The organism is Rhodococcus sp. DMU2021, assembly GCF_019641445.1.
GTDB classification, from domain to species: domain Bacteria; phylum Actinomycetota; class Actinomycetes; order Mycobacteriales; family Mycobacteriaceae; genus Rhodococcus; species Rhodococcus pyridinivorans.
This window is the reverse complement of record NZ_JAIFKB010000015.1, coordinates 44,679-57,116: the sequence shown is the minus strand read 5'-3', so window position 1 is coordinate 57,116 and position 12,438 is coordinate 44,679. Positions and strand designations below refer to the sequence as shown.

The following is a 12,438-nucleotide window of genomic DNA, read 5'->3' as shown; positions in this document are numbered from 1 at the left end:
ATGTCATGGAATCGCCGGTAGCGACGTATGTCTCGGCGGTACGCAGCTTCGCGGAGTTGGTCCGTGCCGTGCCGGAGGGCCGCTGGGACGGTCCGGGCCTGGGTGAGTGGGACCTCCGAGCACTGATCGGACACACCTCACGCTCGTTGACGACCGTCATGACCTATCTGGACAGTCCCGCCGACACCGAGGACCTCGCGAGCGCGGAGCAGTACTACGTCCACGTCAAGGAACTCACCTCGGTTCTCGGCGCGGAGGACATCGTCGAACGCGGACGTCGTGCCGGTGCCGACCTCGGCGACGATCCGGTGGCCACGATCGATGCTCTGTCGACCGCGGTGATCGACCGGCTCGGTGCCGGCGAGGACCGTCTGATCCGGGTGATCGGAGACAAGGGGATCCGTCTGCACTCCTATCTGCCGACGCGCACCTTCGAGCTCGCCGTCCACGGTCTCGACATCGCAGCTGCGGCGGACGTCCCCTTCACGCCTCCGGCCGACGTCCTCGAAGAAGCAACCCTGCTGGCCACGAGGATCGCGCTGGCACTCGGCGACGGTACGACCGTGCTGCGGGCATTGACCGGGAGGACGTCGCTACCGGACGGTTACTCCGTCGTGTGAGCGGAGACGTTCAGCGCAGCCGGGATCGGAACATCCGATCCTCCAGCAGCGCAAGCACGGATGCCGGGGGAGGCAATCGTGCGATCTCTTCGCGCAATCGCTCGGCACCGCGGCGGAGAGAGCCCGAGGACAGCGCGTCGAGGGTGATCCCTCCGATCTCCGCCGAGGTTACGGTGACGGGATCGACCGTGGTCCCTGCGCCCAGCGCGACCAGCCGTCGGGCGTTGAGTTCCTGGTCCGCGCCCATCGGAAGCGCGACGACCGGAACGCCGTGGGTGAGCGCACCGATGACGCTGCCCGATCCGCCGTGGTTTACGACGACATCGACGTGCGGGAGCACGGCCGACTGGGGCACGAACCGCACGATGCGGACGTTGCCGCCCGGTGACGGCAGGGTGGCCGGGTCGATGTCCCGGCCGACGGTGACGAGCACGCGCGCAGGTAGTCGGTGCAGCCCCCGGAGGAGACGGACGATGAGATCACCGGACTCGGTGTTGAAGACGGTACCCAGCGTGACGTACACGCGGTGGGGCTTCTCGCCGCTACGAAGCCAGTCGATCGCAGGGTGTTCGCGGGATGCGAGCGACGGGCCCGGCCCTGTCGAGACGGCTGTGGGAGGCAACGGGACATCAGGATCACGGAACGACGGTGGGAACGGTGAGATGACCAAATCCTGTGTCAGGAAAGAGCACTCGTGATCGGAAGGGAGGTCGTGGGCGGCCCGTAGTCGTCCCAGTGGCTCACGGATGCGGTCGATCCGGGTGAGTGCTCCGGACGCGATGACGGCGACCACCACGCGGGGAACGGCGGCGTGCTCGGCCGCCGTCATCGCACCGAAGTCCATCTCGTCGCAGATCACCAGATCCGGATGCCAGCGGTCGATGACATCGCGGACCAGGTCGAATCGTCGCGATGCGAGCACATCGGCGAAGTGGGTGCCGATCACCGAGTACTCGTGGTCGAGATCCGGAGGAGCGAGCGTGCCTATGGACCGGCCGGAAGCGGATGTCGTGTCTCCCTCGGGGAAGTACGCGTCGAAACCTTGGGTGCCGGCGAGGACGTCCGCGTCCCCACACACGCCGATGCGATGGCCGGCTCCGCGCAGGACGTCGGCGATCGGGAGCATCGGTGCGAGATGGCCGAGGCCGCCTGCGAACGCGAACAGGACGCGACGCGCGGCCCGGCCTCGTGTGCTGCCGGTCGTCGATCCGACTCGGTGTGCCATGGCCGAATTACACCGCGTGAGGCTCGTGTTCGCGAATCGCCGATCGGGTGTGGCCCCGAGCGGTACCTGGTTCAATCGACAGGGCATCAGCAGCGGGCGACCCGGGAGAGAACCATCACGATGACACGCCGACGCGGAATCCGACTGGCCGCGCGGGACGCACTCCACGTCTTCGTGGAGGACACGGACCCCGAGGCTCCGCCGTCGACCATGGTGAGTGTCTACGTGTTCGACGCCCGAGCGGGCGACGCTCCCATCCGCACCCGTGAGGACGCCGTCACCTGGATCGGACAGCGCCTGCACCGCACACCGGCGCTCACCCGCCGTCTGCACCGGGTGCCGGCGAACCTCGACTTTCCGTACTGGGTCGAGACCGGCGTCGATCCGGACCGTCACGTCCGGTACGAGACGATCGGCCCGACCTCACGCAGCGAGGTGCATCGGCTGCTCGCCTCGATGAAGGAACGCCGTCTCGATCTGTCCGCACCCCCGTGGGAAGTGCACGTCCTGGCCGACATCCGTGGTGTCGACGACCTCCCCGACGGCGCCACCATCGTCGCGTTGCTCCTGCACCACTCGGTGACCGACGGGCTCGGAGCCGTCGAGATCGCTCGTGCACTGCTCGACGATCCGGCTGCCGCCCCTTCGACGGGAGGACGCGTCGTCGCCGTGCCGGGACCGGTCCGCGCGGCGGTCTCGCTGCCCTTCCGGTACGCGAGGATGCTCCCGGCTCTGGTCGCAGCACGTCGCGCTCGACGAGCACTGGGTGGTCTCACCGCATCGGGGGAGATCACCGCCCCCCGGCCGCAGCGTCCCCGCACCCGCTTCGACACCGACGCCGGCAGCGCCTGGCAGCTCGGCGTCGTCCGTATGCCGTTGCCGGAGGTGCGTGCCGTCGCGCGCGCCACGGATACCTCGGTGAACGACGTGATCCTGACGGTCGTCTCGGGCGGACTACGCGCCTACCTCGCGTCCTACGAGGAAATTCCCACCGATTCACCGGCGGCGATCGTTCCGGGATCCCTCCGAGACGGAGCGGGAGCGGAGTCGGAGAACAAGGTCACGCTCATGTATGTCGACCTGCACCTCGATCGGGCTGATCCGCGCGAGCGACTCCGCCGAGTCCACGAGTCGGCTGCTCTCGAGAAACAGCGCATCCGGCGTCCGGAGTCGGCTGCCTCCGTTGCGGCGGTGGATGCATCGCCCGCGTTCGACCTGGCGATGACGATCCGGAGAGCGCACCGCGGGCGGGTGGGGCCCACGGGAGACGTGGTGCCGCTGGCCAACACCACCGTGACGAATGTGCCGCGCGGGCCGGTCGAGGGCCTCCGATTCGGTGGCAGTCCCGCCGTCGAGGCGATCGGTACTCCGATGCTCAACCGGAACTACGGTCTCGTCCACTCCGTGACCTCGCTCGGCGAGGTTCTCACCTTGTCCTTTCTGGCCTCGGACTCTTGCATTCCCGACCCCGAGCAGTACGAGCGGCACCTCGCCGAAGCCTTCGCGGAACTATCCCGGGACTGCCTGCCTCCCGGCGCGCGGACGGTTTCCGGTACCGGCCGCGATTCGACGCCGGACGGGCGCCTGGAAGAATGAACGACGTGACTGCGACGATCCTGGACGGCAAAGCAACCCGCGACGAAATCTTCGAGGACCTGAAGGTCCGCGTGGATGCGCTGAAGGCCAAGGGCGTCACGCCCGGTCTCGGCACGATCCTCGTCGGCGACGATCCGGGATCCGCGGCCTATGTGCGCGGTAAGCACAACGACTGCGCGAAGGTCGGCATCACGTCGATCCGCAAGGATCTGCCCGCCGACATCACCCAGGAACAGCTGTTCGAGGCGATCGACGAGCTCAACGCCGACCCTGCCTGCACCGGCTACATAGTCCAGCTCCCGCTGCCGAAGCATCTCGACGAGAACGCGGCGCTCGAGCGCATGGATCCGGGCAAGGACGCCGACGGATTGCACCCGGTCAACCTCGGCCGGCTCGTGCTCGGCAAGGAGGCTCCGCTGCCCTGCACGCCGCGCGGCATCATCCACCTGCTGCGCCGCTACGACGTGGAGATCGCCGGCGCGCACGTGGTGGTGGTCGGTCGTGGCGTCACCGTCGGCCGCCCGATCGGTCTGCTGCTGACCCGCCGTTCGGAGAACGCGACGGTCACCCTCTGCCACACCGGCACTCGTGATCTCGCTGCAGAGGTGCGTCGCGCCGACATCATCGTCGCCGCCGCAGGTGTTCCCGGGCTGGTGACGGCGGACATGGTCAAGCCCGGAGCCGCTGTGCTGGACGTGGGTGTCTCCCGCACCGAGGACGGACTGCGCGGCGACGTCGCCGCGGACGTGCGCGAGGTCGCGGGCTTCGTGTCCCCGAACCCCGGTGGCGTCGGACCGCTCACCCGCGCCTTCCTGCTGACCAACGTCGTGGAGCGGGCCGAGCTGCTCGCGACCCGATAAGCGGGTCGACGACCCCGGGAGACGAGATGGCTCGGGCTATGCGATTCACGCGTCTGAACCTGCCGCTGCTCGCGGTCACCCTGGTGATCGCGGCAGCGGTGATCTTGGTGATCGCCGATCGGTGGCGACGCGGAGCGTTCGTCTTCGGCGGCGCCACCATCCTCGCCGGCCTGTTCCGCTGGGCTCTCGACGAGGACAAGGTCGGTGTCCTCGCGGTACGCGGCAAGGCGTTCGACGTCGCCTCGATGATGGTCGTCGGCGGAATCGTGGTGGCGCTCGCCGCGTCGATCGACCCGCTGGGAACCGACTAGCCCTCGGCGAGCTTCATCAGTTCGACGAGGAGCTTCGCGACCTCGTCGGCCTCGGTGAGGAATCCGTCGTGTCCGTCGCGGGAGACGAGCACACGCAGGTCGCCCGATCCCGGGAGCAGATCGGCGATCTCCTGCTGCAGGCGCAGCGGGTACAGGCGGTCGGAGTCGACGCCGGCGACGATCGTCGGGACCGGGGTGGACGCGAGTGCGGCCTCGACGCCGCCGCGTCCGCGCCCGACGTCGTGCCGGTTCATCACGTCGGACAACACCACGTAGGTACCGGGATCGAAACGCGCGACGAGCTTGCGCGCCTGGTGCTCGAGATAGCTCTGCACGGCGTACCGGCCGCCGCGCCACGGGTCCTCGTCGTCCTGGGGTAGATTCCCGAAGCGCGTGTCGAGTTCGAGTTCGGTCCGGTAGGTGAGGTGCGCGATGGTCCGGGCGATGGCGAGTCCGGCTTCGGGACGCCGCCCCGTGCCGTAGTAGTCGCCGCCCTGCCAGTCGGGGTCGGCCGTGATGGCAGCCATCTGCGCGGTCTGGGTGCCGATCTGGTCGGCGGTCGCGCGGGCACCGGTGGCGAGGACGAGCGACGCTCGCACCCGCTCCGGGTACGCGATGATCCACTCGAGGGTGCGCATGCCACCCATCGATCCGCCGGTCACGGCGGCGAGGACGTCGATGCCGAGCCTGTCGAGCAGCGCCACCTCGGCCGCCACCTGGTCGCGCACGGTGATCAGCGGGAAGCGGGATCCCCAGGCCTTGCCGTCGGGTGCGGTGCTGCCGGGGCCGGTGGTGCCGCGGCACCCGCCGAGAATGTTCGTCGAAACCACGCACCAGCGGTCGGTGTCGATCGGAGCACCGGGGCCGACCATGCCCGACCACCAGCCGGGGGACGGATGGTCCGGTCCGGCGGGGCCGGTGACGTGCGAGTCGCCGGTGAGGGCGTGTTCGACGAGCACCACGTTGTCGCGGGCGGGGGACAGTTCGCCCCACCTCTGCACGGCGACGGTGACGTTCGGCAGCGTCTCGCCGCTCTCGAGCGCGAGATCGCCGATGTCGATGGTGTCGAGGCGTCCGTCTGCCGGGGGCAGTTCGACGCGACGCCGCTCGGTGCCCGCCGTCAAGAGATGACCGCCTCGAGGCTCGCGGTGGGCTGGCAGCGCCGGCTGCGGATGTCGGTCATCGTGTCCTTCCGGCGGTGATGGGAGGTGTGATCGTGGCTTGGGTGCGACAGCACATCATCATCTCAGTCCTCCCGACAACAGGCTTGTCGGTGGGGTTCCACCGACCGTGTCATCACCCGGAGCACCCCACCCCGGTCGGAGGGTTGCCGGCCAGCAAGCCGGGGCTTGACGCTGGCACTCATGACTTTCCCGGCAGTCTAGCGACTCTCCGTTGCAGGGTCTTTATGCACCCTCTGAACATCCCTGACCAGCAGGAAAGTTACCGGTCGGTAGGGCGTGAGGGTGGAACGAGGCGCTTTGCGGTCGTCGGTAATAGCAGTACGCTTGTCATGTTTGGCCGCGGTTCAGGACGTGGACACGGCCATGCTCGCTGCTCGCGAGCCGACGGCGACCGCACCCACAAAGTGCGGTCGATTGGGGACCTACAGAAACGTCCTAGGAGGACACGAAACGCATATGTCCAAGATCAAGGTTGAAGGTAAGGTCGTCGAACTCGACGGCGACGAGATGACCCGCATCATCTGGCAGTTCATCAAGGACAAGCTGATCCACCCGTACCTGGACGTGGATCTCGAGTACTACGACCTCGGCGTGGAGAACCGCGACGCCACCGACGACCAGGTGACGGTCGATGCGGCGAACGCCATCAAGAAGCACAACGTCGGCGTCAAGTGCGCCACCATCACCCCCGACGAAGCGCGTGTCGAGGAGTTCGGCCTGAAGAAGATGTGGCGGTCGCCCAACGGCACCATCCGTAACATCCTCGGCGGCACCATCTTCCGCGCGCCCATCATCATCTCGAACGTGCCGCGTCTGGTTCCAGGCTGGACCAAGCCCGTCATCGTCGGCCGCCACGCGTTCGGCGACCAGTACCGCGCCACCGACTTCAAGGTCGACCGCCCGGGCACCGTCACCATCACCTTCACGCCCGAGGACGGCAGCGAGCCGATCCAGCACGAGGTCTGCCGGATCCCCGAGGACGGCGGCGTCGTCATGGGTATGTACAACTACAAGAAGTCCATCCAGGACTTCGCGCGCGCCTCGCTCTCGTACGGCCTGCAGCGCAACTACCCGGTCTACCTGTCGACCAAGAACACGATCCTGAAGGCCTACGACGGCATGTTCAAGGACGAGTTCCAGCGGATCTACGAGGAAGAGTTCAAGGCGGAGTTCGACGCCGCCGGTCTCACCTACGAGCACCGCCTCATCGACGACATGGTCGCATCGTCCCTCAAGTGGGAGGGCGGCTACGTCTGGGCCTGCAAGAACTACGACGGCGACGTCCAGTCCGACACCGTCGCGCAGGGCTACGGCTCGCTGGGGCTGATGACCTCCGTCCTGATGACCCCGGATGGCAAGACCGTCGAGGCGGAGGCCGCACACGGCACCGTCACCCGGCACTACCGTCAGCACCAGCAGGGCAAGCCGACGTCGACCAACCCGATCGCGTCGATCTTCGCCTGGACCCGTGGCCTCGAGCACCGCGGCAAGCTGGACAACACCCCCGAGGTCATCGAGTTCGCGCAGCAGCTCGAGGACGTCGTCATCAAGACCGTCGAAGCCGGTCAGATGACCAAGGACCTCGCCCTGCTCGTCGGCCCCGAGCAGGGCTGGCTGACCACCGAGGAGTTCCTCGCAGCACTCGACGAGAACCTGCAGAAGGCTCGCGCCTGATCTTCCGCTCCGTTCTCGACAGCACGTACACGGGACGCCCCAATCGGGCGTCCCGTGTCGTGTTCCCGAGCACTCCCGGCACCGGCTACCGTTTCGTGTACCACTGTCAGTCGCATCACCGTAGGGCTCGGGAGGAGGACGGCCGTGACCACCACTGCCACCGACTCCGAAGCCCGCGGCGGAGCGCACGCCCGCCGGTGGTTCTGGACCCGGGTATGGATGCTGATGTTCGGCTCGGCGCTGGCCTACCTGCCCGTCGCGCTCGCGCCGAATCTGATCCACGCGATCGCCCGCCGCACCGACGAACTGGCCTACGACCGGTCCACGCCGGTGCGCAGCGGCGTGCTCACCACCCTCACGATGGGTGAGGCCGCCGCCGTCCTCGGGGTGCTCGCCGCCCTCGTCATCGCGCTCAATCTCATCGCGTGGTCGCTCGGACCGGTCATCGCCGCCGAGGGTTCGTCCCGATCGACCGAGGCGTTGCGCCTCGAGCACCTCGAACTGTGCGGGTCGGTGTTCGGTGTCGGAGCGACGATGACCTTCGTCGCAGCGCTGCTCGACGGTCTCCCGCACTCCGTGGATCTGGCGGCGCTGCTGCTGTTCCCGGCGGTCTTCGTGATCGTGGTACTCAGCCAGGACCTGTTCCTCGCGACCCAACGCGGCGTCGGTGCCCGCCGTCGTCTGCGCCGGGAGGCGTCGCTGCTGCGCCGACGTGAACTGCTCGCCACGGCGGCGAGGCTGCGACCGGGCGACCCGCGGGTCGCCGGCCACCCCTTCGCGGCGCTCGCCGTCGAACTCGCGGTCCTGGCCGTCGTCACGGTGGTGACGGGGCTCCTCATGATCGTGGTGTTCGACGACGAGTCGGGCTCCGGGCCCTTCCTGGATTCCTCGGACATGGTCTTCGTGGTGGTCACGTCCGCGATCACGATGTTCACGGCCGTCGTCCTCGTGCTGTGGACGGTCCGCTGCTGGTTGCTCCGCCGATACGTCGGCGCGGTCCTGGCCGCGGCGTTGGGTGGCACCCTCTACGTCGTGGTCGGTGCGGGAATCGTGTGGGCGGCACTCGACGAGGACGCCGTCGCCGAGGCGATCGCCTCCGCCGCCGTCCTGTACGCCTGGATAGTCCTGCCGGCCGCCGTCCTGCTCCTCGGCACCGTCGGGGTGGGCCGTCGGGGTCGCTTCCCGGGTGTCACCGCCGCCCTGCGCGCCGCGGTGCTGCGCGAGCGGTACCGGGTGCGGCGCGCCGAGCTCGACGGTGGTCGAAGGAACGGTCGAGCGGAGGGTTCCGTCCCGCCGCTCCGTCATCTGATCGTGCGGGCGCGCACCGTCGCCCGTGTCGCTCCGGCGGACCGGACATGACGACGGGGACGTCCTCCTCGGAGGACGGCCCCGTCGATCCACTCGTCTACCGGTGCGCGCCCACCGGATCGCGGTGCGTTGCGCGCTGCCGCTCCGTCTGCTCGGTCAGCAGGTGGCCGAACAGACCCCCGGCGCGCAGCCATTCCCACTCGAGGGGAGTGTCGATCCGGGAGAGCGCCGTGCCCTCCCACACGATCTCGCCTGCACGGCGGACCCGGACGGTGATCTCGGTGGTCGATCCGAGAGCGGCCAGTCCACCACCGTCGACTTGGGGAGCCCGGTGATCCCGACGAGTTCGCGCAGCGTCCGGATCGGGTGCTCGGCGTCGAATGCGTTGAACAGATCGAACGCGCGGGCGACGCTCCGCACGCCGCCGTCGGCTCCGGCGACCGTCGATGCCTGTGTCATGCGAGTCACTCCAGGCCCACAGAACAGTCCGAACAATCCGCAGAATGGAACACATGAGTGTTTCCCCAGGAATACTCTCGGGACGTTCCGCTGAATGAGAGAAGGTGGTGAATGTGTTCCGTCTTGTGGAACTCGCGGTCGTGGGGTGAGCCACTCTCACGGCAGGCTCCTGCCACGGTGGAGCAGTGGCATCGCCGGCATCGGCTACGGTGACCCGGTGCCTCTCGTGATCACCACCGTGAACGTCAACGGCGTGCGTGCAGCCGCAGCCAAGGGTCTCGTCGACTGGCTCGCCTCGTCGGCCGCCGACATCGTGTGCCTGCAGGAGGTGCGGGCCACCGAGAAGCAGTTCCACGCCGCGATCGCCCCGGCGCTGGAGGCCGGATGGCACTGTGTCGGCGCAGAGTCCTCGGCCAAGGGCCGCGCCGGGGTGGCGATCCTCTCGCGTGTCCCGGCGGACGCCGTCCGCGTCGGATTCGACGTCGACGAGTTCGCCTCGGCCGGCCGCTACATCGAGGCCGACTTCGGCGACGTGACGGTGGGAAGCCTCTACCTGCCGACCGGTGAAGCACAGACGCCGAAGCAGGACGAGAAGGAACACTTCATGAAGAGCTTCGCGACCTACCTCGCCGAACGGTACGCCGCGGTGACGGCCGCAGGTCGCGACATGGTGGTGTGCGGCGACTGGAACATCGCCCCTACCGAGCGGGACATCAAGAACTGGAAGGGCAACGTCAAGAAGTCCGGCTTCCTGCCCGAGGAGCGCGCGTGGGTCGGCGACCTCCTCGAGACCGGCTGGCGCGACGTGGTGCGCGACCTCCACGGCGACGTCGCGGGCCCCTATTCGTGGTGGTCGTACCGCGGCAAGGCATTCGACACCGACGCAGGCTGGCGCATCGACTACCACCTCGTGACCCCGGGCCTGGCGGCCCGCGCGAGCGAGGCCCGCGTCGAACGCGCAGCGAGCTACGACCAGCGCTGGTCCGACCATGCACCGGTGACCGTGACCTTCGATCGCTGACCGCTTCTGCGGATCGGCGCAGAAGTGCCCACCTCGGTCGCAGCGCGGCGTGGCCTGCGTGGAATCATCGACGGCATGTCGAGCACTGCAGAACAGAACGCCACGAAGCCGAAGGCCCGCCCCCGTGTGCTGTCCGGCATCCAGCCCACCTCGGATTCGTTCCACCTCGGGAACTTCCTCGGGGCGCTGGCGCAGTGGGTTCCGGCGCAGGACGAGAACGACGCCTTCTACTTCATCCCCGATCTGCACGCGATCACCGTTCCGCACGAGCCGAAGCTGCTGCGCAAGCGAGTGCTCGTCTCCGTGGCGCAGTTGCTCGCGATCGGTATCGATCCGGAGAAGTCCGTGCTGTTCGTGCAGAGCCAGGTGCCCGAGCACGCCGAGCTCGCCTGGGTCCTGAGCTGCATCACCGGTTTCGGTGAGGCCAGCCGGATGACGCAGTTCAAGGACAAGTCGGCCAAGCAGGGCACCGAGCACGCCGGCGTCGGCCTGTTCACCTATCCGATCCTCATGGCCGCCGACATCCTGCTCTACCGCGCGAGCCACGTGCCGGTGGGGGAGGACCAGCGTCAGCACCTCGAACTCACGCGAGATCTCGCGCAGCGCTTCAACTCCCGCTTCGGCAAGACCTTCGTCGTCCCCGAGCCGACGATCGTGAAGGAGACCGCGAAGATCTACGATCTGCAGGATCCGACGTCGAAGATGAGCAAGTCGGCGACGACCGACGCGGGCCTGATCAATCTCCTCGACGATCCGAAGGTGTCGGCGAAGAAGATCCGCTCCGCGGTGACCGACAACGAGCGGGAGATCCGTTTCGACCGGGAGAACAAGCCCGGGGTGTCGAACCTGCTCACGATCCAGTCTGCGCTGTCGGGTCGCAGCGTCGACGAACTCGTCGCCGGCTACGAGGGCAAGGGTTACGGCGATCTGAAGGCCGACACCGCAGAGGTCCTCACCGAGTTCGTCACCCCGATCCGCACCAAGGTCGACGAGTACCTGGCCGACCCGGCCGAACTGAACCGCATTCTCGCGGGCGGCGCGGACCGCGCTCGCGAGGTCGCATCCCGCACCTTGGCGCAGGTCTATGACAAGGTGGGTTTCCTGCCGCGGACCTAGACGAAGGAGCACCCGGATGGCCGGCGAACCCGACGAGAAGCCGGGATTTCTCGAGCGTCAACGCGCGGCCCATCCCGTGCTCGACCGCATCCTCCGGGCCGGGGTTCGGTACCAGGAGAACAAGGGCGACTACTACGCGGCCGGTCTGACCTACTTCACGGTGCTGGCGATCGTCCCGATCATCATGGTCGTGTTCTCGCTGGCCGGTTTCGTGCTTGCCGGGCGACCCGAACTGCTCGACGAGATCCGGCAGGTCATCTCCGAGAACATTCCCGGTCAGCTCGGCGGCACCGTGCAGAGCCTGATCGACTCGGCGATCGAATCCCGCGGCGCGGTCGGCCTCATCGGCCTGCTCACCGCCTCGTATGCCGGTCTGGGCTGGATCACGAATCTTCGCGAAGCCCTCACCGCCATGTGGGAGCACCCGCGCGACAAGGGCAACTTCTTCGTAGTGAAGTTGCGCGACGGGGGCGCACTTCTCAGTCTCGGACTCGCGATGACCGTGTCGTTGGGGCTCTCGGCGCTGAGCAGCGGGCCGATCGCGCGCAGGATCGTCGAGCTGCTCAACATGGAGAATCTCGTCGGCATCGGCGTGGGTCTGCGAATTCTGGCTCTGGTGGCGGCCACTGCCGCCACCGGTCTGGTGTTCACCTGGGTGATCGCTCGCCTGCCCCGCGAACCCGTTCCGTTCCGCAGCGCGCTCGTCGCGGGTGCGATCGCCGGGATCGGTTTCGAACTGCTCAAGCAGACGGGTTCGATCTACCTCGAACGTGTGCTCAACGGCCCGGCGGGCGTCGCCTTCGGCCCGATCCTCGGCATCCTCGTGTTCGGTAACCTCACGGCCCGCCTGGTGCTCTTCTGCACCGCGTTCGCAGCGACGTCCCGAGCGAGCCTCGCACTCGCACACCATCCCGCGCCCACAGGGGCGGTCATCACGCCTCGCCTCGAGGTGCACGAGGGTCTCGACGCGCGCCGCGGCGCCGCAATCCTCGGTGCGGGCCTGGTCGGTGGACTCCTCGCCGGGCTGCGCTTCCGGAGGAAATGAGCGAACTCCCGGGGTGAAA

Annotated in this window: 12 protein-coding genes, 1 pseudogene and 1 riboswitch; of the genes and pseudogenes, 9 read left to right on the top strand and 4 right to left on the bottom strand. The window is 68.0% G+C overall.

Annotated elements, in window-relative coordinates; genetic code table 11:
- Positions 1 to 5: 5 nt before the first annotated feature.
- Positions 6 to 620, top strand: coding sequence for a maleylpyruvate isomerase N-terminal domain-containing protein (locus K3M35_RS18985; RefSeq protein ID WP_220666874.1), 615 nt, complete (start codon positions 6 to 8; stop codon positions 618 to 620).
- Between the two features lie 10 nt (positions 621 to 630).
- Here the strand turns inward: K3M35_RS18985 and K3M35_RS18980 are convergent, their stop codons facing one another.
- Positions 631 to 1,845, bottom strand: coding sequence for a glycosyltransferase (locus tag K3M35_RS18980; protein ID WP_220666873.1), 1,215 nt, complete (start codon positions 1,843 to 1,845; stop codon positions 631 to 633).
- A 120-nt stretch (positions 1,846 to 1,965) separates the two neighbouring features.
- Between K3M35_RS18980 and K3M35_RS18975 the strand changes: the two genes are divergently transcribed.
- Genes K3M35_RS18975 through K3M35_RS18965 form a run of 3 tightly spaced genes read left to right on the top strand, consistent with a single transcriptional unit; the run spans position 1,966 to position 4,612 of the window.
- Positions 1,966 to 3,441, top strand: coding sequence for a wax ester/triacylglycerol synthase domain-containing protein (locus tag K3M35_RS18975; RefSeq protein WP_217579609.1), 1,476 nt, complete (start codon positions 1,966 to 1,968; stop codon positions 3,439 to 3,441).
- A 5-nt stretch (positions 3,442 to 3,446) separates the two neighbouring features.
- Complete coding sequence (locus tag K3M35_RS18970) at positions 3,447 to 4,301, top strand: bifunctional methylenetetrahydrofolate dehydrogenase/methenyltetrahydrofolate cyclohydrolase (RefSeq protein ID WP_006550113.1); 855 nt, start codon at positions 3,447 to 3,449, stop codon at positions 4,299 to 4,301.
- Positions 4,302 to 4,327: 26 nt separating this feature from the next.
- Entirely contained in the window at positions 4,328 to 4,612 is a 285-nt protein-coding gene (locus tag K3M35_RS18965; protein WP_024101562.1) for a DUF3017 domain-containing protein, read from the top strand.
- On the opposite strand, the gene K3M35_RS18960 is transcribed toward K3M35_RS18965, so the two are convergent.
- Positions 4,609 to 5,736, bottom strand: a complete 1,128-nt coding sequence (locus K3M35_RS18960; RefSeq protein WP_024101561.1) for a homoserine O-acetyltransferase — start codon at positions 5,734 to 5,736, stop codon at positions 4,609 to 4,611. The two genes, K3M35_RS18965 and K3M35_RS18960, sit on opposite strands and share 4 nt — an antisense overlap.
- Positions 5,737 to 5,870: 134 nt before the next feature.
- A riboswitch (SAM riboswitch) is annotated at positions 5,871 to 5,982 on the bottom strand.
- A gap of 270 nt (positions 5,983 to 6,252) precedes the next feature.
- On the opposite strand from K3M35_RS18960, the gene K3M35_RS18955 reads away from it, so the two are divergent.
- A complete protein-coding gene (locus tag K3M35_RS18955; RefSeq protein ID WP_088897648.1) occupies positions 6,253 to 7,470 on the top strand; it encodes an NADP-dependent isocitrate dehydrogenase in 1,218 nt (405 codons plus the stop codon).
- 144 nt (positions 7,471 to 7,614) lie between these two features.
- Positions 7,615 to 8,829, top strand: coding sequence for a hypothetical protein (locus tag K3M35_RS18950; RefSeq protein ID WP_006550118.1), 1,215 nt, complete (start codon positions 7,615 to 7,617; stop codon positions 8,827 to 8,829).
- Between the two features lie 46 nt (positions 8,830 to 8,875).
- On the opposite strand, the gene K3M35_RS26710 is transcribed toward K3M35_RS18950, so the two are convergent.
- Together K3M35_RS26710 and K3M35_RS26705 are read right to left on the bottom strand one after the other, a co-directional pair.
- Positions 8,876 to 9,022: a hypothetical protein gene (locus K3M35_RS26710; protein ID WP_174556231.1), complete on the bottom strand. Its 147-nt coding sequence runs from the start codon at positions 9,020 to 9,022 to the stop codon at positions 8,876 to 8,878.
- Positions 9,023 to 9,135: 113 nt separating this feature from the next.
- Positions 9,136 to 9,237, bottom strand: a pseudogene (locus K3M35_RS26705) (IclR family transcriptional regulator); the annotation flags it as partial.
- A 217-nt stretch (positions 9,238 to 9,454) separates the two neighbouring features.
- On the opposite strand from K3M35_RS26705, the gene K3M35_RS18935 reads away from it, so the two are divergent.
- The 3 genes from K3M35_RS18935 (at position 9,455) to K3M35_RS18925 (ending at position 12,419) form a co-directional block, all read left to right on the top strand.
- Positions 9,455 to 10,258 (top strand): exodeoxyribonuclease III, encoded by an 804-nt coding sequence (locus K3M35_RS18935; RefSeq protein WP_019288552.1) that lies wholly within the window; start codon positions 9,455 to 9,457, stop codon positions 10,256 to 10,258.
- A gap of 75 nt (positions 10,259 to 10,333) precedes the next feature.
- Complete coding sequence (gene trpS / locus K3M35_RS18930) at positions 10,334 to 11,374, top strand: tryptophan--tRNA ligase (RefSeq protein ID WP_006550121.1); 1,041 nt, start codon at positions 10,334 to 10,336, stop codon at positions 11,372 to 11,374.
- A gap of 16 nt (positions 11,375 to 11,390) precedes the next feature.
- On the top strand, positions 11,391 to 12,419 hold the full coding sequence (locus K3M35_RS18925) for a YhjD/YihY/BrkB family envelope integrity protein (RefSeq protein WP_006550122.1): 1,029 nt from the start codon (positions 11,391 to 11,393) through the stop codon (positions 12,417 to 12,419).
- The last annotated feature ends 19 nt before the right edge of the window (positions 12,420 to 12,438 follow it).

What these genes read in the sequence shown, in the direction of transcription:
- K3M35_RS18985 (WP_220666874.1), top strand. Translation starts at nt 6, where the DNA reads ATGGAATCGCCGGTAGCGACGTATGTCTCGGCGGTACGCAGCTTCGCG.
- K3M35_RS18980 (WP_220666873.1), bottom strand. Translation starts at nt 1,845, where the DNA reads ATGGCACACCGAGTCGGATCGACGACCGGCAGCACACGAGGCCGGGCC.
- K3M35_RS18975 (WP_217579609.1), top strand. Translation starts at nt 1,966, where the DNA reads ATGACACGCCGACGCGGAATCCGACTGGCCGCGCGGGACGCACTCCAC.
- K3M35_RS18965 (WP_024101562.1), top strand. Translation starts at nt 4,328, where the DNA reads ATGGCTCGGGCTATGCGATTCACGCGTCTGAACCTGCCGCTGCTCGCG.
- K3M35_RS18955 (WP_088897648.1), top strand. Translation starts at nt 6,253, where the DNA reads ATGTCCAAGATCAAGGTTGAAGGTAAGGTCGTCGAACTCGACGGCGAC.
- trpS (WP_006550121.1), top strand. Translation starts at nt 10,334, where the DNA reads ATGTCGAGCACTGCAGAACAGAACGCCACGAAGCCGAAGGCCCGCCCC.
- K3M35_RS18925 (WP_006550122.1), top strand. Translation starts at nt 11,391, where the DNA reads ATGGCCGGCGAACCCGACGAGAAGCCGGGATTTCTCGAGCGTCAACGC.